This is a genomic window from Pandoraea iniqua (assembly GCF_902459685.1).
Classification (GTDB): Bacteria; Pseudomonadota; Gammaproteobacteria; order Burkholderiales; family Burkholderiaceae; genus Pandoraea; species Pandoraea iniqua.
Map to the genome: position 1 here is coordinate 1 of NZ_CABPSF010000011.1, position 19,094 is coordinate 19,094.

At 63.6% G+C, this 19,094-nt stretch carries 19 protein-coding genes and 1 tRNA gene; 10 read left to right on the top strand and 10 right to left on the bottom strand.

Annotated features, from left to right (window positions below; all coding sequences use genetic code 11):
- The first annotated feature begins 396 nt into the window (after nucleotides 1–396).
- Nucleotides 397–1,407, top strand: a complete 1,011-nt coding sequence (locus PIN31009_RS26015; protein WP_150792005.1) for a serine/threonine protein kinase — start codon at nucleotides 397–399, stop codon at nucleotides 1,405–1,407.
- 87 nt (nucleotides 1,408–1,494) lie between these two features.
- On the opposite strand, the gene PIN31009_RS26020 is transcribed toward PIN31009_RS26015, so the two are convergent.
- A complete protein-coding gene (locus PIN31009_RS26020) occupies nucleotides 1,495–2,013 on the bottom strand; it encodes a metal-dependent hydrolase (protein ID WP_217426846.1) in 519 nt (172 codons plus the stop codon).
- 347 nt (nucleotides 2,014–2,360) lie between these two features.
- Here PIN31009_RS26020 and PIN31009_RS26025 point away from each other — a divergent pair, with 347 nt between their 5' ends.
- Together PIN31009_RS26025 and PIN31009_RS26030 are read left to right on the top strand one after the other, a co-directional pair.
- Nucleotides 2,361–3,089, top strand: coding sequence for a transporter (locus PIN31009_RS26025; RefSeq protein WP_150792006.1), 729 nt, complete (start codon nucleotides 2,361–2,363; stop codon nucleotides 3,087–3,089).
- 215 nt (nucleotides 3,090–3,304) lie between these two features.
- Nucleotides 3,305–3,381, top strand: a tRNA-Met gene (locus tag PIN31009_RS26030).
- A gap of 82 nt (nucleotides 3,382–3,463) precedes the next feature.
- Here the strand turns inward: PIN31009_RS26030 and PIN31009_RS26035 are convergent.
- The 3 genes from PIN31009_RS26035 to PIN31009_RS26045 form a co-directional block, all read right to left on the bottom strand.
- Nucleotides 3,464–3,859 carry a VOC family protein gene (locus PIN31009_RS26035; RefSeq protein ID WP_150686101.1) on the bottom strand — a complete coding sequence of 132 codons (396 nt, stop codon included), beginning with the start codon at nucleotides 3,857–3,859 and terminating at the stop codon, nucleotides 3,464–3,466.
- A 103-nt stretch (nucleotides 3,860–3,962) separates the two neighbouring features.
- On the bottom strand, nucleotides 3,963–4,502 hold the full coding sequence (locus tag PIN31009_RS26040; RefSeq protein ID WP_150792007.1) for a GNAT family N-acetyltransferase: 540 nt from the start codon (nucleotides 4,500–4,502) through the stop codon (nucleotides 3,963–3,965).
- 93 nt (nucleotides 4,503–4,595) lie between these two features.
- On the bottom strand, nucleotides 4,596–4,925 hold the full coding sequence (locus PIN31009_RS26045; protein WP_150792008.1) for a hypothetical protein: 330 nt from the start codon (nucleotides 4,923–4,925) through the stop codon (nucleotides 4,596–4,598).
- Nucleotides 4,926–5,016: 91 nt separating this feature from the next.
- Between PIN31009_RS26045 and PIN31009_RS26050 the strand changes: the two genes are divergently transcribed.
- A complete protein-coding gene (locus PIN31009_RS26050; RefSeq protein WP_150792009.1) occupies nucleotides 5,017–5,358 on the top strand; it encodes a zinc ribbon domain-containing protein YjdM in 342 nt (113 codons plus the stop codon).
- 68 nt (nucleotides 5,359–5,426) lie between these two features.
- Here the strand turns inward: PIN31009_RS26050 and PIN31009_RS26055 are convergent, their stop codons facing one another.
- Nucleotides 5,427–6,689 carry a DUF1835 domain-containing protein gene (locus PIN31009_RS26055; RefSeq protein WP_150792010.1) on the bottom strand — a complete coding sequence of 421 codons (1,263 nt, stop codon included), beginning with the start codon at nucleotides 6,687–6,689 and terminating at the stop codon, nucleotides 5,427–5,429.
- Between the two features lie 244 nt (nucleotides 6,690–6,933).
- Between PIN31009_RS26055 and PIN31009_RS26060 the strand changes: the two genes are divergently transcribed.
- Together PIN31009_RS26060 and PIN31009_RS26065 are read left to right on the top strand one after the other, a co-directional pair.
- A complete protein-coding gene (locus PIN31009_RS26060; protein WP_246185867.1) occupies nucleotides 6,934–8,478 on the top strand; it encodes an FAD-dependent monooxygenase in 1,545 nt (514 codons plus the stop codon).
- Nucleotides 8,475–10,217 carry an ATP-binding cassette domain-containing protein gene (locus PIN31009_RS26065; RefSeq protein WP_150792011.1) on the top strand — a complete coding sequence of 581 codons (1,743 nt, stop codon included), beginning with the start codon at nucleotides 8,475–8,477 and terminating at the stop codon, nucleotides 10,215–10,217. Before PIN31009_RS26060 ends, PIN31009_RS26065 begins: the two co-directional genes overlap by 4 nt.
- A gap of 4 nt (nucleotides 10,218–10,221) precedes the next feature.
- Here the strand turns inward: PIN31009_RS26065 and PIN31009_RS26070 are convergent, their stop codons facing one another.
- Nucleotides 10,222–11,013 (bottom strand): HAD-IIB family hydrolase, encoded by a 792-nt coding sequence (locus PIN31009_RS26070; protein WP_150792012.1) that lies wholly within the window; start codon nucleotides 11,011–11,013, stop codon nucleotides 10,222–10,224.
- Nucleotides 11,014–11,129: 116 nt separating this feature from the next.
- On the opposite strand from PIN31009_RS26070, the gene PIN31009_RS26075 reads away from it, so the two are divergent.
- From PIN31009_RS26075 to PIN31009_RS26090, 4 genes are all read left to right on the top strand, one after another.
- A complete protein-coding gene (locus tag PIN31009_RS26075; RefSeq protein WP_150792013.1) occupies nucleotides 11,130–11,516 on the top strand; it encodes a nuclear transport factor 2 family protein in 387 nt (128 codons plus the stop codon).
- Nucleotides 11,517–11,572: 56 nt separating this feature from the next.
- Nucleotides 11,573–12,400 carry an AraC family transcriptional regulator gene (locus tag PIN31009_RS26080; protein WP_150792014.1) on the top strand — a complete coding sequence of 276 codons (828 nt, stop codon included), beginning with the start codon at nucleotides 11,573–11,575 and terminating at the stop codon, nucleotides 12,398–12,400.
- A gap of 96 nt (nucleotides 12,401–12,496) precedes the next feature.
- Nucleotides 12,497–12,925: a cupin domain-containing protein gene (locus PIN31009_RS26085; protein ID WP_150792015.1), complete on the top strand. Its 429-nt coding sequence runs from the start codon at nucleotides 12,497–12,499 to the stop codon at nucleotides 12,923–12,925.
- Nucleotides 12,926–13,168: 243 nt separating this feature from the next.
- The gene (locus PIN31009_RS26090; RefSeq protein WP_150792016.1) at nucleotides 13,169–13,417 is read left to right on the top strand and encodes a hypothetical protein; all 249 of its coding nucleotides are present in this window, start codon (nucleotides 13,169–13,171) and stop codon (nucleotides 13,415–13,417) included.
- A gap of 36 nt (nucleotides 13,418–13,453) precedes the next feature.
- On the opposite strand, the gene PIN31009_RS26095 is transcribed toward PIN31009_RS26090, so the two are convergent.
- The 4 genes from PIN31009_RS26095 to PIN31009_RS26110 form a co-directional block, all read right to left on the bottom strand.
- Nucleotides 13,454–14,668, bottom strand: coding sequence for a CmpA/NrtA family ABC transporter substrate-binding protein (locus tag PIN31009_RS26095; RefSeq protein WP_150792017.1), 1,215 nt, complete (start codon nucleotides 14,666–14,668; stop codon nucleotides 13,454–13,456).
- 9 nt (nucleotides 14,669–14,677) lie between these two features.
- The gene (locus PIN31009_RS26100) at nucleotides 14,678–15,271 is read right to left on the bottom strand and encodes an ANTAR domain-containing response regulator (RefSeq protein ID WP_058375665.1); all 594 of its coding nucleotides are present in this window, start codon (nucleotides 15,269–15,271) and stop codon (nucleotides 14,678–14,680) included.
- Nucleotides 15,272–15,443: 172 nt separating this feature from the next.
- Nucleotides 15,444–16,193 carry a uroporphyrinogen-III C-methyltransferase gene (cobA, locus tag PIN31009_RS26105; RefSeq protein WP_150792018.1) on the bottom strand — a complete coding sequence of 250 codons (750 nt, stop codon included), beginning with the start codon at nucleotides 16,191–16,193 and terminating at the stop codon, nucleotides 15,444–15,446.
- Between the two features lie 81 nt (nucleotides 16,194–16,274).
- Nucleotides 16,275–19,052, bottom strand: a complete 2,778-nt coding sequence (locus PIN31009_RS26110; protein ID WP_174997405.1) for a nitrate reductase — start codon at nucleotides 19,050–19,052, stop codon at nucleotides 16,275–16,277.
- Nucleotides 19,053–19,094: the final 42 nt, after the last annotated feature.

The window sequence follows — 19,094 nt, forward strand, 5'->3', positions numbered from 1 at the left end:
CGTCGCATTATTACCGCGCCGTCGCTTCGTTTTCTGCGTCGCTGCATCAGCAGCAGAGAAGTGAGATTATGTCGCAGTTTCTCGTCGTCGTCAACAGTTTTTTTCGCTTCTTTTCGTTCGCCGCCGTAGCGACTCACAAGCTCTAAAACCACTAACCACCGGGCTTTCCAGCCCGTCGCTTCCTTCTGCTTCGCCGCTTTCGCTGCGTCGCTGTCGTTGCGAGAGACGAGATATTAGTCAGGTTCGGCGATGCTGGCAAGGGGTTTGTGAAACAATTTTGAAAATAGTCCGCTTCTGGCTAATTTCCCGCCCATCCGGAACGGCCAATTCCCAGCTTCCCTATATATAGATGCCGCAGTGCGCCCCGGCATCCACGCCTTTGGCACAATAGCGCGCATGAACACCGATCTTTCCCAGCAAGCCCCCGAGCACGCCCATCCGTTCGCGGCACTCCTTCCCGATACGGTGATCAGCGCCGTCGAGCATCTCGGCAGTTATAGCGACGGGCGCCTGCTCGCGCTCAATAGTTATGAGAACCGCGTCTATCAGGTAGGCATGGAAGACGGGCCGCCACTGATCGCTAAGTTCTACCGCCCGGCCCGCTGGACCGATGACGCCATTCTCGAGGAGCACGCATTCACGCAAGAGCTGGCGGAACGCGAGATTCCGGTCGTCGCCCCACTCGTCATCGACGGCAAGACGCTCCATCACTTCGATGGCTTTCGCTTTGCCGTATTCCCCCGGCGCGGTGGACGCGCACCGGAGCTTCAGGACCCGGACACACTGAATTGGTTAGGCCGTTTTCTGGGCCGCATTCACGCGGTCGGCGCGACGCAGCCGTTCCAGCACCGCCTGACACTGGACATCGAGACCTACGGTCGCGGCCCGGTCGACTATCTATGGACGCATAACTTCATTCCCGCCGATCTGCGTGACGCGTGGCGCGCCATCGTCGATCTGGCGCTGGACGGTGTTGCCCGCGCGTATGAGCGGGCTGGGGAGGTGAAGCTGCTGCGCGTTCACGGCGACTGCCACGGTGGCAACGTGTTGTGGACGGATGCCGGCCCCCACTTCGTGGACTTCGACGACACCTGTATGGCGCCGGCGATGCAGGATCTATGGATGCTGCTTTCCGGCACGCGCAGCGAGATGACGATGCAACTCGACGAAGTCTTGAGTGGCTACGAAGATTTCGCCGAATTCAATGTGCGCGAGCTGCACCTGACCGAAGCCCTGCGCACCCTGCGCTTACTCCATTACAGCGCGTGGCTGGCACGCCGCTGGGATGACCCCGCGTTCCCGTTCGCGTTTCCGTGGTTCAACACGCAGCGTTACTGGCAAGACCGCGTTCTGGAACTGCGCGAACAGGTCGCCCTCATGGACGAGCCGCCACTCGTCTGGCGCTGAGGCCCTTGCGGGGCCAATGCACGACAAGCCGGCCCAACCTCGCGCATAGATTCAAGACACCCATCCCCCATCGCTAACCGCTCGCGCTCACCACCATCGCCACATGGCGAAGGCGAGCGCAGCGGCGACGCACCACTCCGCAGACGATCCCGTCGTTACATATAGCGGCGAGCGAAATCGTGTGCGCAGCGGCCAACACAGCGGCACACCGGAAGGCGTGAGCCAATCGGCAAGCAAGTGGGACAAATACCCAGCACAAAGCGCCAACGCCCAAGGCGGCACATGGCCCCAGCCGTAAATGCACGCCGCGACGAACGCTATTAGCGGCAGCAACGAGTGCGTCATGCCGCGATGTCCGAACACACTGGAAATCGCAAGGGACACGGGGGCCAGCCGTCGTCCCAACATACTTTTGGGATGATCGATATCGGGCAGCAGCGCGCCGACGAGCGTCAACGGCCACGCATGAACGCTGGCCGCCCAGCCGGTGCGGTGCATCAGCCACGTCGCGCCGATACCGAAAATAAGATGACTTCTGGCTTGCATGAGGAAGAAGAGAGGGGAAAGCCATGACACAACATCCTCGACACTCGCCATCTGCTGCATGGAGACGCATCGCGACGCCCTGCTCGCACACGAAATGCGCCACGACGTAAAGGTAAAGGGCGGCGGAGTCTATCACCGACGTGGGCGGCTTCCTACGACGTTTCGACCATGACGCGAGTTCCGCCAACATATCCCCATGACGTCGTCGTGACTCGCACGACGCCAGCCATTGAGGAATGCCCCATGTCATTCAAACGCGGTTGACGCTGCCCAGCGCCGCCGCGTACGATCCGCCCGACTGTTTCATTTCCCGATACGCCGTCCCCAACACCACGCTCGGCCCGCGCTGCACGTGGCGACATAAAAAATCCAACGTCTGGCCAATGAACTGCCAGCCGGAGTTTTCGATGAAGAAACTTCTGATCCTCGCCGCAGCCCTCGCCCCCCTAGGCGCAAACGCGATGAACCCGCTCGTAACGGATGACACCGGCACCCAAGACACTGGTAACTGGCAGTTAGAGCTCAGTAGTGAATGGACGTCATTGGTCAACGCACGCCAGCAGCAATGGAATTCCACGCTGACCTACGGCGTGCTGCCGAATCTGGACATCGCGATTCAGGCGCCGTATCAGCGGAATCGTCCCGACGGGGCGGGATGGACTAACGGGTTTGCCGATCCGCAATTGCAGGCCAAGTGGCGTTTTCTGGAGGGGGACCACTGGAGTCTCGGCCTGAAACCGTTCGTGACGCTGCCGACGGCAAGTCACGATCGCGGGCTTGGCAACGGTCGCGCAACCACCGGCGCGAATCTGCTGATGCAATACGATCTCGACCGTTGGACGTTTCTCGCCAACGCCGGTTACGTCTGGAACGACAACCGGGACGGAAATCGGAAAAACCTGTGGAATGCCTCGGCGGCAGTGCTGTTCAGCGTGACCGACAAGTTCCGAGTGGCATTGGACGTCGGCTATCAAACGAACACGGACCCGACGTCGACAACGCGCCCCGCCTACGCACTGGTCGGTGCCATCTACAGCCCGACGAAAGATCTCGATCTCGATGTGGGTTACAAACGCGGCTTGAATCCGGCATCGTTGGATCACTCCGTGCAGGCTGGGGTGACCATTCGCTGGTGATTGGCCGCCTCATTGCCAGCCAACGTCAGCCACGGTCAGCGCCGTCTGCACCGCGCTGAACTGCGCCTCTGCAACCTTCTGATATCGATTGAACAACATGCGTGAGAGGCGGGAGAAATGCGCGTGTCGCGCACGATATCGCGGGAGTCCTTAAAATAAATGTCATAAACGTTTGACAGGATGCGCGTTATTCCCGTATTATTCTATCTCTCAGACGCGGGGTGGAGCAGTCTGGCAGCTCGTCGGGCTCATAACCCGAAGGTCACAGGTTCAAATCCTGTCCCCGCAACCAAATACGAAAAGCCCGTTGATCGCAAGATCAACGGGCTTTTGTTATTTCACGCGCGAAATTCGTTAGCGGAAGCGCTAAAACCTCATTCGTCAGCTTTATGCTGACCGATCACCTGCCCCACAACGAATCGATGCCCGTCGGGCGTCGCGATGGTGAATTCCCGCATGCCATAGGGACGATCGGTGGGTGGCATCAAAAGAATCGCCTCTTTCAGCGCGAACTCTTTGTATAACGCATCGACGTCGTCGACTTCCATATAGCCGAAGTAACTATGATCGCCAATCTGCGACGGCGGCTGCGCATTGGGGCAGCCGCCCAGCATGATGCGAACCGCGCCCCGAGAGACGAGACGCCAATCGGAAGCCTCTGCCCACTCCACCTGAAAACCGAGAACTTCGCTGAAGTATGCCGCGCTGCGTTCAATGCTCGGCACGGCAAGAACGAACGCGAACGGACGTAACACATTGGTATCGGACATAAGCACTCACCTCCTTCCAGACACCCCACACTGACAATCTTCGCGAATCGGCAGGCATTGCGCTTCGCCCGCAAATCCGCAACAGTACTGTCGCACCGGCGACTTACGTATCCGTCGCCAGCCGCGAATAGATGACAAAGTCGCGCGGCGTGCCGCGAACCATTCGATAGGCACGCAACAAACCCTCCGGCTGATATCCGCACGCCTTAAGCACGGCCGCCGATCTCAGATTGGTTTCGACAACCACGGCCTGAATACGAACCCAATTATTCACCTCGAATCCCCACTGTGTCACCGCGGAACAAATTACACGCGCAATGCCGCGGCCCCAATGAGACGGCGCAAGGTCATAGGCGATTTCTGCTGTCCTGTTTCGCTCGGAAATCGTGTGAAACCCGATCGTGCCGATCAGTTCGTTCGAGGCATTGTCGATGACCGCCACACGACGAATGGATTCGCTGGAAGTGGATTCCAGCGATTCAAACATTGGCATCAGGTCTTGGGAGGATTGCAGATTCCAACTGGTGTGTTCGACGACGCTGGGTAGCTGCAAATAGGAATACCAGGCGCCCAGATCGGCACGCTCAAGTTGCCGGAGAGAAATGCCGGCGATATTCAACTGTGGAGGATGATCGATTCGCATGGGATGATCTGCCAAGAAAGCCGTCGTCCGATACTACTGCGATTCTCCGCATCGATCCCGAGTCATGCGGTCGATAGCGACACGTCATGCAGATTAGCCACCTGCCTCACGATAGCCTTGGCGGACAAGTTGCGTGCGTATCCACGTGCCCCCATGACGTGCCGCGTAGACATTCTTCGCCGCGAACAGGATCAATCCGGCCACCACCAACGCTGGTTGTCCGGCATAGACGAAGATGGCCGCCGCTGCATCGGCCGCGGCCATGCGTCCACCTTGCACCATCAGCCCTTCGGTATATGCCCACAAGGTCCCGAATAGCAGCGCACCGATATTGAAACCACATTTAACCTGTCGCGCCGGCAGCGTGGGATGGATCATTAACGATGAACGCATGGTGTCTGATGGATTGGGATGAACGTACATGGCATAACGTCCCGCACGCCAGCATCTTTAGCCACCGCTGGCGTTATACTCTCGCGCTCTAAATGCTTCCGTCTGCCCCAAGGATCCCGCTATGAGCGCATTGCCTCCCTGTCCGAAATGCAATTCCGAGTTCACGTATGAAGACGGCGGCCTCTGCATCTGCCCGGAATGTGCACACGAATGGTCTGCGCAAGCGGCCGCGTCAACCGAACCGACCGAGAAGGTTTATCGCGATTCGACCGGCACCGTTCTGCAAAACGGCGACACTGTGACCGTCACCAAAGACCTGAAGTTGAAGGGCTCCGGTGGCGTGATCAAGATGGGAACCAAGGTAAAGAACATCCGTCTGGTGGACAGCGATCACGACATCGATTGCAAGATCGACGGCTTCGGCGCTATGAGTCTGAAAACGGAATTCGTCAAAAAGGTTTAACGCCCCATGTGGACGGTGCGGCAACCAAGCGATCGGCAGCCACACCGCCGTGCGTCATTACGTCGTCATCAGCGGGAAGGCTGCCTCAGCACCGGCGTGAGATTCTCATCCAGCGCCCAATGCGCGGCGCGAGGCTCGATCCGCACGCCACCGACCCATCGCGTGGTCTCGGCATGATCGGGCCAATAGGCCTTGCCGTGCAGCACCTGCTCGCCTAGCGGGGTCAAACCGACGATGCGCTTTTCGCGCGCCGGCTGCGCTTCAGCATCAAACGCTGCAATAAGCGGATGCCGCCCGTCAGTCAGGCCGCGCATCATCGCGTAGAACATCGTGTCCCCCAGAAATGGCAGCGGGTCACGGCGCAGCGTCAGTTCGGAAAACACCTGCGCAAGCGTGATGCCCTCGCCCTCGCGAATGACTTCTAGCGCAAGGCGCTCGGTCAGCCCCAGACCATCGCGCAGCGACGGCAACTCCTGCAACTGGCGTTTCAGCGCGGGCACGAGTAGCGGAAGCGGCAGTACAGGACTCGCGTCCCGACAGAGTTCCGCCCAAGCCTGCGGCGTCGAAGCCCGGTAAGCGTCCCACGCGCTGCGCGCCAACGAAAACGCGTCGTCATGCAGCACCCGGCGGCGCGGCCAGAGCCACGCCAGCACCTGCGGCGCCAATTGGCCCATGCCGACAAATCGCTCCACGCCCGGGACACTGTCGATCTCGATCAACTCCAACCGCTCGGGCCGCTGCGTCATGTTTGCCAGCACCGCAATCAGAAACAGCTGGTCGTAGGCATCGGCCTCGCACCACAGCACCACACGCTTGGCCCGAGACATCCCGGACAACGCGCCGTATTCGGTCTGCGCACGTTGCCGCGCAGCTTGCAACGGCATCTCGAAACATTGACTGATGAACTCACAGCGAGCCTCGATCAGCGCCGCCAGCGGGACATCCGGCACCGGCCCCATGCAGTATGGGTCGGCGAACATGTGGAATTCGCCTTGAAACCCGGCCACACGCAGACTGTGCGCAATGTCGTTTCCGCAACGCCAATGCTGCGTGCCGGCTTCATCGTCGGCGGCAAATTGTGGATGCTTTGCGGCGAACTCAATGGCATCGGCATGGGCCTTGAGTTTCGGCCAACTGGCGAAACCCAGTTCACGCGCAACCAACCATTGCGCATCCGCGAGCACCGGCGATGCGCCACGGTGCAGCAATGCGTTTTGCCCGACGGACGGACCTTGTTCCTGCAATTGTTTGAGGCGTTGCTTGGCACGCTTGCGCAGTTGCGCAAGGTCGATGTAACCGTTTTGCGCCGTGGCGCGAAGGTCTTGAGGCATACGATCTCCAAAGATAGCCGTATCCGCTCATTGGCCGGGAGTCGCATGAAAAATGCGGTGAAACGCTTTACCTGGGCAGAACCCTTTCCGCGGAATGGAGGCGCGGTTGCACGCCGTGGCCGATTCTACATGAAACGGATGCCGAACGATGCGCAGCGCCACTGCTGCGCTTTCTCCAACGCGGGATGCCTATAATCGCGAAAACGATCGTGTGCCGCGTCCAAATGCAATAAAGGAATTCACCTTGATCTACGAAGTCATCATTGCCGGCGCGGGCCCCGTCGGTTTGTTTCTCGCCTGTGAGCTACGGCTCGCAGGCCTGTCGGTATTGGTGCTGGAGCAAGCCGAAACACCGGACTCGCCTTTAAAGCGGCTGCCCTTCGGATTGCGTGGCCTCTCGATGCCTACGCTCGATGCTTTCTATCGTCGCGGCCTGCTCGACGACATCACCGCACCGCAACACGCGAAGGCCGGTACCGGCGCGAATGCGAACGCAAGCGTTCCGCACTGGATGCAGCAAGCTCGCCGACCCGGCGGGCATTTCGCGGGCATCCAGTTCTTTCAGGACAATGTCGACACCGCGAAGTGGCAATACTTCCAGCCCAATCCAGCGGGTACCAGTGTGGCCGTCGCCATGGAACACATCGAATCGGTGCTGGCGGCGCACGCCATCGCGTCGGGTGCGCAAATCCGGCGCGGTTGCGGCGTCGATGGCTTCGACACCACCGACGACGGCGTCACCGTTCATGCGAATGGCGAAGTCTTTCACGCGCAATGGCTGATCGGTTGCGACGGCGCACGCAGCGCTGTGCGCAAAGCCGCCGGCATCGAATTCGCCGGCACCGATCCCGAGTTCACCGGCTACTCGGCCCAAGTCGAGTTGGCCGATCCGGACAAACTCACCCCGGGCCGCCACTACACGCCCACCGGCATGTACACCTACCAGCCGCCCGGCACCATCGCGATCGCCGACTTCGACGGCGGTGCCTTCCACCGCACGCACCCCGTCACCCGCGAGCACGTGCAGACGGTATTGCGCCGCGTCTCCAACACGGACGTTACCGTGACCGAACTCTCGCTTGCGACCACGTGGACCGATCGCGCCTATCAGGCCACGACCTATCGCAAAGGACGCGTGCTGCTCGCAGGCGACGCGGCCCACATTCATTCGCCGCTGGGCGGGCAAGGTCTCAATCTGGGACTCGGCGACGCGATGAACCTCGCGTGGAAACTCGCGGCGACCGTCCGGGGCGACGCGCCACCCGATCTGCTCGACACCTACACGACCGAACGCCATCCGGTGGGCGCACAGGTGCTCGACTGGTCACGCGCGCAAGTCGGCATCATGCGGCCGAGTGCAAGTTCTCGCGCGCTCGGCGCCATCCTTCGCGACGTCATCGACACCCGCGACGGCGCGACCTACTTTGCCGAGCGTGTGTGGGGCGCGTCGCTGCGTTACGACCTCGGCAGCGACCATCCGCTCGTCGGTCGCACTGCGCCGGATTTCGAATTTATCGACGGCACGAAGCTCGGCGCATTGCTCACCCACGGCAACGGGTTGCTGGTGGACTTCGAAGCCGATGCGTCATTGAACGCCCTCGCGAGCCGCTGGAACGGCCGCATCGCGTACTACGGCAGCGACGCCAAGCAGCGCTTCGGTTTGCGCGCCGTCCTCTTGCGCCCCGACGGTTTTGTGGCTTGGGCCAGTGATGCCAACGACACGCCCCGCGACCACGACGCCCTCGTGCAAGCCGCGTCGCGCTGGTTCGGCGCGCCCAACGACGCATGACGGCGCCCGAGTCCACTTCAGCGCCGGCCGCCATCGGCCTCGGCAGCGCGGCACGCGATCTTTATCGTGCGCTCTGGCACCATGCCGCCGGCGTGCGCCCGCAGATGCTCGGCGCTGCCGGCCTGCTGTCGGCGGCACAGCTACTGCGTCTGACCATGCCGTGGCTGGCCGCGCAGGCCATCAACGCGCTCCAGCAGGACAACATGCCGCTGGCCGGCCGCTGGATTATTTACCTCGTCGGCATCTATTTACTGTCGTGGCTGCTGCATGGCCCCGGCCGGATTCTGGAACGCAACGTCGGCGTACGCGTGCGCGTACGACTGGCCGACGAGCTTTACGCGCGCATCGCCGCCGCACCGCTGGTCTGGCGCGACGGCAGACATTCGGGCGAGCTACAGCACCGCGTAGTGCAAGCGAGCCGCGCGCTGTCCGACTTCGCCCAGAACCAGTTCGGGTACCTGCAAAGCGCTTTCAACTTCGTCGGACCGTTAGTAGCACTCGCCCTGCTATCGCGCGTTAGTGGCGCGATAGCGGTGACCGGCTACGTCATCATCGCCGTCATCATCCTGCGTTTCGACCGGGTCCTGATGCAGCTTGCACGCGCTGAAAACGACGCAGAACGCCGCTACGCCGCTGCGTTGCTGGATTTCGTCGGCAACGCGGGCACCGTCATCGGGTTGCGGCTGCAAGCCGCCTCGCGCAAAGTGCTTGGCCGCCGCATGGACGCGGTGATGGTGCCGTTGCGCCGCACGGTACTCGTCAACGAGGGCAAGTGGTTTGCCGTCGACCTGCTCGGCATGGGGCTCACGTGGATTCTGGTGGTGGAGTACGTGCTGCAAACGCGGCAGCCCGGGCAGGCGATTCTGCTCGGTACCGTCTTCATGATTTACCAATATGCCCAGCAGGCCGCGACGGTCGTCGGCGCCATGGCGTCGAACTTCCAGAGCTTCGCACGCATGCATACCGATTACGGCAGTGCCGAACCCATCTGGGACGCGCCGAGCGACCCTGATGCCACTGTGCCCGCCGTCGACCCCGACGCCGCGTGGCAGACACTGTCGCTGCACGATGCCACATGGCACTACGCCAACAACGCGCGCGGCGGGCTGCATAACATCGACCTCGTACTGCAAAGGGGAGCACGCGTGGCGCTGATCGGCCCGAGCGGCGGCGGCAAAAGCACGCTGCTGCGCATGCTCGCCGGTCTCTATCCGCCGCAGCAAGGCGAGTTGCGACGCGATGGCCAAGGGGTGGCATGGACCGAGTTGCGCACGCTGGCCACCCTGATCCCGCAGGAAGCCGATGTCTTCGAAGCGAGCGTGAGCGAAAACCTGACGTTCGGCGAACCTGCCGACGACGCGCTCGTGCAGTCGGCAGTCCATACCGGCGCGTTCGACGACGTGTTGCAGCGACTCCCCGACGGTCTGAACAGCGCGCTCAGTGAACGCGGCGGCAACCTGTCAGGGGGCCAGCGTCAGCGTCTGGCACTCGCACGCGGCGCACTGGCGGCACAGGGAAGTTCATTGCTGTTGCTCGACGAGCCCACCAGCGCCCTCGATCCACAAGCCGAGGCCCGCGTGTTCGACCGCATGGACGCGGCCTTCCCGTCGGCCTGCATCGTGGCCTCGGTGCACCGGCCGAGCTTGCTCAGCCGGTTCGACACCGTCGTCGTCATGGAAGCCGGGCGCGTGGTGGATGCGGGCCCGCGCGACGAAGTCCTCGCACGCCGCAGCCACTGATCGATCAAGGTGAAACGGCCGGTCGCCCTCGCAGGATCGCCTCGGCGAATTCGACGAAACCGGCACCTCCGGGCCCCTGCGTGATCCACGCAGGCGGCACGGGCAGTTGCGGTAGATAGTCGACGACCGTGCTCACCCCCGCCGTATGTTGGAAATACGCGAACATTGGCGCGTCATTGGTGGAATCGCCCGAATAAGCGACGACGTCGCGAGCGGTCGCGGCATCCACGCCGAAGGCTTCGGCCAGTATCCGCGTCGACATCGATAACTTGTCGTAGCCGCCGAGCCAGCCCAGCACCCAGAGATTGTTGATCGTGGCGTCGGCCCCGGCGTCGATGAGCGCGCGGACAATCTGCTGGTCCTGTTCCGTCCCGCTTCGGCGATACGCCAGACTGGTGAGCCGAAACGCCTGATCGTCGGCGCGTTGCGCGTGAGGAAGGCTCACTTCGATCTGCGCCGCAATCGACTGAAGCTGCCGCTGAACACCGTCAACGTCTTCCGGCGCATGCCAATACGTCCGCGTCACGCTATGGCCGTCGTGTCCCCGGGTGAGGAAAAGGCCGCCGTTCTCGGCGATCACCCCATCGACCGGCCACATGCGCGCCATCTGATCGCACCAGCCCGCCGGCGCGGCGGTCACCGGAATCACGCGAATACCGCTATCCTGCAAACGCTCGAGCGCCGAATAGGTCGCGGCGGCCAAGCGCCCCCGGTAAGTCAACGTCTCGTCCATATCGGTTAAAACGAATTGGACGGTGGAAAACTGCTGAAGGGGCGCGAGCGACAGGGTCTGCATGATCGGTTTCATCAACGAATGGCAATGATGTTCGCGCCATTATGACGGTCGATGCCGGACACTTTCTTCCCGCCACGGGAATGGTTATCAGCAAGACGACTAAAGGATGCCTGACCATGGACGACGACAAGACCAGCGCCACCATCAGCGCCATTGCTGCACTGGAAGCCGAACTGCGCGCCGCGATGCTCGCCAGCGACGTGGCAGCGCTGGAGCGCCTGCTGGACGACGATCTGGTGTTCACCACGCCCGACGGGCGCGTGCTCACCAAACAGGAAGACCTGACGGTGCATCGCGACGGGCAGTTGCATCTGAAGCAACTGGACTTTTTCGATACCCAGATCCGCCGCATCGACACGCTATATCTGACGACGACCAAAGCGACGCTCGCCGGCCAGTACGGGACGATGACGTTCGATGGCACGTTCGCCTACACGCGGCTCTGGCGGCCTCACGGGGCGACATGGCGGGTCATTGCCGGGCAGGCGGCCAAGATCGGCTAACCTGCGGTTCTGGACCACATTCACGATCATCGAAACACCCGTACGCCTTCACGCCTATGCCGCAACCAGCCAAACCTGCCACCGCCGACTGGGTCAAACGCGCCACCCCGGTCGATGGTGTCGAGCGCATTGAAGCGTGGTTTCAAGGTAACGCATACGCGATGCATCGCCACGACACCTATGCCATCGGCCGCACGCTGGCGGGCGTGCAAAGCTTCAACTACCGGCGGGACCGGCGCGACAGCCTGCCGGGCCACACCATGGTGCTGCATCCCGACGAAGCCCACGACGGGCAGGCCGGCACGGACGAAGGCTTCCGCTATCGCATGATTTACGTGCAGCCCTCGCTGTTTCAGGCCGTGCTTGGAGGGCATTCGCTGCCGTTCGTAGAAGGCGGATTGTCGACCGATCCACGACTGGCCGCTGCCGCCGAGGCCCTGCTCCAGCAGGTTGGAGACACGCTCGAGCCGTTGGAGCAAAGCGACGCGCTCACCGAACTCGCCCACGCACTGGCGACGGTGGCGGGTGACCCTCGACGCGACCCCACGGGGGACTATTTCGCGGCGCGCCGTGCGCTGGACTTTCTGCACGCGAACTGCACCCAAGCCGTTTCGCTAGACATGCTCGAAGCCGCCACCGGCCGCGATCGCTGGAGCTTGTCGCGCGATTTCCGCCAGTTTTACGGCACGAGCCCGTACCGCTACCTGACGATGCGCCGGCTCGACGTCGTCCGGCGCCTGCTGATGGCCGGCCAACCGCTGGCCAATGCGGCCGCCGACGCGGGCTTTGCGGACCAGAGCCATATGTCGCGGCACTTCCTCAAGACGTTCGGCCTGACGCCGGGCCGCTGGCTTCAGGCCGCCCGCAGCGCCGCCGGAGGATAAGCAGGGAAGCGCGAGGCCCCGCCCCGCACAAACGTTCAATACGGCCGCCGGCCGGGCGCGTAGGCTCGACGCATCCCCTCACGACCGGAGCCAACGATGCCCTCCTCCCACTACAACGCCGCCGGTGCCCCGGCACAGCGCGGACAGTCCCAAGCTATCGACCCGATAGCCAAAATCTCCCAGATCGACGGCCATTGGCAGCCTCGCGTCGTCGCCGAGATGAACGATTACCAGTTCAAGGTCGTCAAGGTGATTGGCGAATTCGTCTGGCACGCTCATGGCGATACCGACGAGACCTTCATCGTTCTGGAGGGCGAATTGAACATCGACGTGCGCGGCGGCCCCGAGGGTGAGCGCACCATCGTCGTGCCTGCGGGCCAGATGGTCGTGGTGCCGAAAGGCACGGAGCACAAGCCTTTCGCGCCGAAGGAAGCCAAGCTGCTGCTGATCGAACCGCGTGGTGTGCGAAACACCGGTGACGGCGACGGCGGCGACCGCACCGTGGCTAACGATCAGTGGATTTGACGGCAGGCCCGGACACCTGCCCGGGATTTTGTTCAGATTTCACAACAGATGTTTTCCAATCTGCGTATTTATCCGTCGCGCGTGGTCTCTTAAACTTGCAGTCATGTTGCGAGTCGGGAGGAGGCGCCCGCGCCCGCAAAACTTCCGGCGTACTCCAAAGTGCGCCGGTTTCAGTTGAACACCCCCTGCCGTCTCCATGAAGTGCGCCGCGAGTGCGGTGCGCTCGCGCCACACACGACGGTCATGACAAAAAAAATCGCATTAGCGGCCTTCCTTGCAGTCCCGGGATCTTTCGCGATTCTCGCGCTGGTCTGCCTGCACCCGACGCTCCGGCGCGAACTCGCCCGGGCCGCCGGCCTCGAGCCGGTGTTCGCCAACCTCTCGCGTCAGCTCGTGCTGGTTGCGCTGGTCTGCCATCTGCACCTGCATCACCGCACAGGGATCCGCGCCTTCTGCACGTCGGGCGGCGACTGCGACGCCTTCGCGCGCTAAGCGTCGAACGCGTCGAACGCGTCCGCCAGCCCGGGTTCAGGCCGGCTTCACCCGAATCGGAAACCCCTCGACATAGTCACGCAGATCGGTCCCCGGCCCCCAGACGGCTTCGTCCCAGACCCGGCCATCGCATAGCACTTCGCGCACGGGCGCATTGGCGACCGGCACCCCTTCGGCTTGCGCGGCTGCCTCGTAAAGCCCGATCTGATTGATTTGCGCCGCAGTCAGCGCGGCCTCGGCCAGCGCGTCGTCGCCCACCATTCCCCAGCGGCGATATTGCGAAATGAACCACATCCCGTCCGACAGGCGCGGATAAGTCACCGCGCCATCGTCGAAGAAGCTCACCGGCAACAAAGCGTGCCGGCCCTGCAACTTGCCGAAGTCCCCCAGCAGGCGGGCGGCAATCAGGTCGCGCGGCGCACCGACCCACGCCGGTTCGGCCAGCCACCCGGCGGCCTCTTCACGGTGCCCCGGCATATCCAACCACCGGCAGGCACTGAGTAGCGTTCGCACCAGCGCCAGCGCCGTGTTCGGGTAGCGGGTCACGAAATCTCGCCGGCATGCGAGCACCTTTTCCGGATGATTCGGCCAGATGTCGCTCGACACCACGACCGTACGTCCCAACTCGCGCGCCTGTGCCACGGCATGCCACGGCTCACCGCAACAGAAACCGTCCAGCCCACCCTCCTCCATCGCCGCCACCATATGGGCGGGCGGAATCACGATACGCGCGATCTCCGAGAGCGGATCGATACCCTGCGCCGCAAACCAGTAATTGAGAAACATGGCGTGCGTGCCGGTCGGAAACGTCTGCGCAAACACCGGCGTGCGCCCCAGCGTGCCCAATGCCTCTCGCAAGCTCCCGGTCTGCGTCATCGCCTCCGCCAGCGACGGCGTCACCGTCACGGCCTGACCATTGCGATTGAGCACCATGAGCACGGCCATGTCCTCGCGCGGGCCACCGATACCCAGTTGCACGCCGTACACCAAGCCGTACAGCGAATGCGCGGCATCCAGCTCGCCCGTGAGCAGCTTGTCGCGCACGGCAGCCCACGACGACTCGCGGCTCAACTCCAGAGTCAGTCCGTGCTCGTGTCCCAACTCCAGCCGCTTCGCGACGACCAGCGGCGCGGCATCCGACAGCGCCACGAAGCCCACGCGCAGATGGCGCTTCTCCGGCCCGCCACCCGATGCCGCCCCCAGCGTGTCGGCGCGCCCTGCGCCGAAATCCTTCCATGATGACGTCGACATGAGCAGTGTCTATCCCAGTAATTCGGCAATCGAGACGAGTTGGCGCGCCACTTCGACGAGCTTCTCGCCCTGATCCATTGCCCGTTTGCGCAGAAGGGCATACGCCTCCTGCTCGGAAATCTTGCGCCGGTCCATCAGCAGACGTTTGGCCCGGTCGATCAGCTTGCGGTCGGCCAGTTCGCTCTCGGCTTTGGTCAGCCGCGCACGCAATTTTTCCTCGTGCGCGAAGCGCGCCAGCGCCACTTCGAGAATCGGTGCCAGCCGGTCGGCGGCGAGCCCTTCCACCGAATAGGCCGTCACGCCAGCATCGACGGCGGCGCGAATGAGCGATTGGTTACCGTCGGCAGAGAACATCAACACCGTGCGCGGTGCCGCCGCGTTCATGACGGCCAACTGCTCCAGCGTGTCGCGCGAGGGCGATTCGGTATCGATGATGATCACGTCCGGGCGCTCGCTCTCGACCACGCGCGGCAACGCCTGCGGCTTGGCCACTTCAGCGAGCATCTCGCAGCCCAGACGCGCGAGCGCCGCCCGCAAGTCGCCAATCGGCTTGTCGGTATCGGTCACGAGCAGCACACGCAATACGCCAGCCGCACCACTCACACCACCCACGCCGGCAGGCGCAGCAGCAGAAGTGGCGGGAGCCGCTATCGGTGACGTGTCGGCGAGGGGATCGCGATCCCCGGCATCCGGTCGTTTTGGCAAGATCGTGGGGGCCAAGAGTCAGGGGGAAAGTCAGGGGGAAATCTAGGTATCGATAGTATAGGCACGCCAATCAGGCGGCGATGGCGATGGCGTCCACACTCGACGCCAGTACCGCCTCACCGACCGCGCCGCCAACGAGCAAAATGGCCGGACTGGCGAAATCGCCCGCCCTCACGTCCTGTGCCAGACAGCCGAGCGTCGTCAACAAACGCCGTTCGTGCGCCGTGCCCGCCCACTGCACGGCGGCCGCCGGTGTCGCGGCGTCGAGATGCGCGAGCAGCGTCGCACACAGGCCATCGACCCGCTGCACGCCCATGTAGATCGCCAGCGTCGTGCCCGTCGCGGCCAGTGCGGCCCAGTTCGGCGCCATGCCGTCCTGCCGGTGCGCGGTGACGAAGGTCACGCCCGCGCAATGGTCGCGGTGCGTGAGCGACATGCCGAGCCCGGCCGCCGCCGCAAACGCCGCCGACACGCCGTTGACGATGTCCACCGGCACGCCAGCAAGTCGCAGCGCGCGCATCTCTTCCCCGGCCCGGCCGAACATCAGCGCGTCGCCCCCCTTCACGCGCACCACATGCGCGCCGCGCCGGGCCAACCGGCACATCAGCCGTTCGATGAACGCTTGCGGTGTGGACCGGCAGCCGCCTCGCTTGCCCACGGCAATCACGCGGGCCTGTGGCGCGAGGGTCGCGATTTCCGGGTTGGCCAGATCGTCGACCAGCAGCACGTCGGCCTCGCTCAGCACCCGCGCGGCGCGCAGCGTAAGCAGATCGAGCGCGCCGGGGCCCGCACTGAGCAGGGTAACTTTGCCGAGCTTCATGATCGTTCTCCGTCAATTCTTCCATGTCCTGTTGGTGAGGTACTGCGCATGCTGGCGAGCGTCATGCCGATGTCGTGTCGATCACACTGCCCCGGCCGTGGCCGAGGGTTCTACTGCGAACGACGACGCCCTCGATGCCACACACATGCGCTGCAACTCCGGCACGCACGATCCACAGACCGTGCCGCAGCCGAGCGTTGCCTTGAGTTTTGATACGTCTGCGCCAGAGGCAATCGCCGCAGCGATGCTCGACGCCTTGATCTGCTTGCACTGACACACCGTGCGGTCGCGCGCGGCACCGGCCGTCGCGGCGCTGTCCGCCACGAATACGGCGTGACGCGCCCGCGTCCACGGCGTGCCCTCGCGCACCCGCGCGAGCAACGACGCCGATCCCGCCACGTCCGCCTCGTTTCCGGCCACGAGCACGCCCTCGATCACGGCGTCTCGCCACGCCACCCGCTTGGTCATGGCACGGCGCGCGTCGCGGTATTCGAGCAACGCCTCGTCTCGCGGCAGCCCAAGCGCGGTATGCAAGCGCTCGAGCCAGTCGGCATCGGCCTGATCGTCTGCGGCGGATACCACCAAGCGGTCCTCACCTTCCAGACGCACCGTCGCGAAGCGCCGCTCGGCAAGCAACGGCTGCACCGCCGCGTGCAGTCGCAGCGCGTCGCCACGACGCACCGCCGTGACACGCCACGGCAACGTCAGCGGATCGACGCGCACGGCCGCGTGCTTCAATTCGGGCTGTTTCGAATACTTGTCGACGGCTCCCGTCGTCGTGTCGTTGACACCGCCGCCGCCGAGAAACTGGCCGCTCCAGTGCATCGGCACAAAGACCGTGCCCGACGCCACGTCGTCGCTCACGGCGAGCATCAGCACGCGCTCACCGCGGCGGCTGGACAGCCGCACGAAGTCGCCCGCGCGTAAGCTGCGCCGCGTGGCGTCGGTCGGATGCATCGTCAGCGTGGGTTCCGGGGCGTGTTCGAACAACTGGCCCACGCGGCCCGTGCGGCTCATGCCGTGCCACTGGTCGCGCAGCCGCCCGGTAATCAGCCGGAACGGATGACGCGCATTGATCGGCTCGGCCACCGGCTGGTACTCGAACGCGTGAAAGCGTGCACGGCCATCGCTGGTGGCAAACACGCCATCTTCATAACGGCGCGCCTGCCCTTGCGAGGCTCCCGCCGGAAACGGCCATTGCTGCGGGCCCTGTTGTTCGAGCATCGCGTAGTCGATGCCGCCGATATCGAGATCGCGGCCGAGCGTCATTGCGCGATGCTCGTTGAAGACCGCTTCTGTCGAATCGAAGACAAACCGCTCGACCGGCATGTCGAGCATCGGGGCAAGACGACGCGCGACTTCGCTCGCAATCCACCAATCGGCGCGCGCCGCACCCGGCGCTTCGACCGCCGCACGCACGCGCGAGATACGCCGCTCGGAGTTGGTCACCGTGCCCGCCTTTTCGCCCCAACTGGTGGCGGGCAGCAACACGTCGGCATAGGGCACGGTGTCGGTCTGATGGAAGGCTTCCTGCACGACGACGAACTCTGCGGCATCGAGCGCTTCGCGCACACGGGCGCTGTCGGGCATCGAATGCACGGGGTTCGTGCAGGCGATCCAGATGGCTTTGATGCGTCCGTCGCGCACCGCATCGAACATCTCGACGGCCGGCAACCCGGGGCGATCGGACAGCCCCTGCATGCCCCACAACTGCTCGACTTCCTCTCGATGGGCTGCATTGCCGATGTCGCGATGTGCGGCGAGCATCGTTGCCAGCCCGCCGACTTCGCGACCGCCCATGGCATTCGGTTGCCCCGTGAGCGAGAACGGGCCAGCACCCGCACGCCCGATCTGGCCCGTCGCCAGATGCAGATGAATCAACGCCAGATTCTTTTCCGTGCCATGGCTCGACTGATTGAGGCCCATGCAATACAGCGACAGCGCCGCCGGGCTTTCGCCGAACCAGTCCGCCGCCTGACGCAGCGCCGATTCCTCGATGCCGCACACATCCGCGACGAGTTGCGGCGGATAGGCGCGCAGGATTTGCTTGAGCGCGTCGAACCCCTCGGTGTGCGCATCGATGTAGCGGCGGTCGATACACCCTTCCCAGATCAGGTGATGCAGCATGCCGTGGAACAGCGCCACGTCGGTGCCGGGCACGATGGGCAGATGCAGGTCTGCCATCGCGGCGGTATCGGTGCGGCGCGGGTCGATCACAATCCAGCGAATCGACGGATCGGCCGCCCGGGCCGCCTCCAGCCGGCGGAACAGCACCGGGTGCGCATACGCCATGTTGCTGCCCGCGAAGATCACCGTTTTTGCCGCTTCGAGATCCTCGTAACACGTGGGCGGGCCATCGGCACCGAGCGCCATCTTGTACGCGCTCACGGCGCTCGACATGCACAGCCGCGAGTTCGTATCGATGTTGTTGGTGCGCACCAGCCCTTTCGCGAGCTTGTTGAAGACGTAATAGTCCTCGGTGAGCAGTTGCCCCGACACGTAGAACGCCACGGCGTCGGGTCCATGTTCACGGATGATGTCGGCGAAGCGCGACGCGACCGTACCGAGCGCATCGTCCCAAGTGGCAGGAATTCGCACTGCGTCGCGTGACGTGCGCAGCTCGGGCATGAGCACACGCCCGGCCAGCGACTGCGCGGTGAGCGGCAGCGTCATGCCTTTGCTGCAAAGACGCCCGTAATTGGCCGGGTGTGCCGGGTCGCCCTGCACACCGACAATGCGCTCGCCGTCGCTTTCGACCAGCATGCCGCAGCCCACGCCGCAGTAGCAGCAGGTCGTCTTCGTGATCGTCGTCACGGCAGGCGCTGCGATGGACGTGGAAGCAGGGGTCAGCAGATTCATGACGGACTCCGGCGCGGACATGGTGTGGGGTGCCCTGTAATG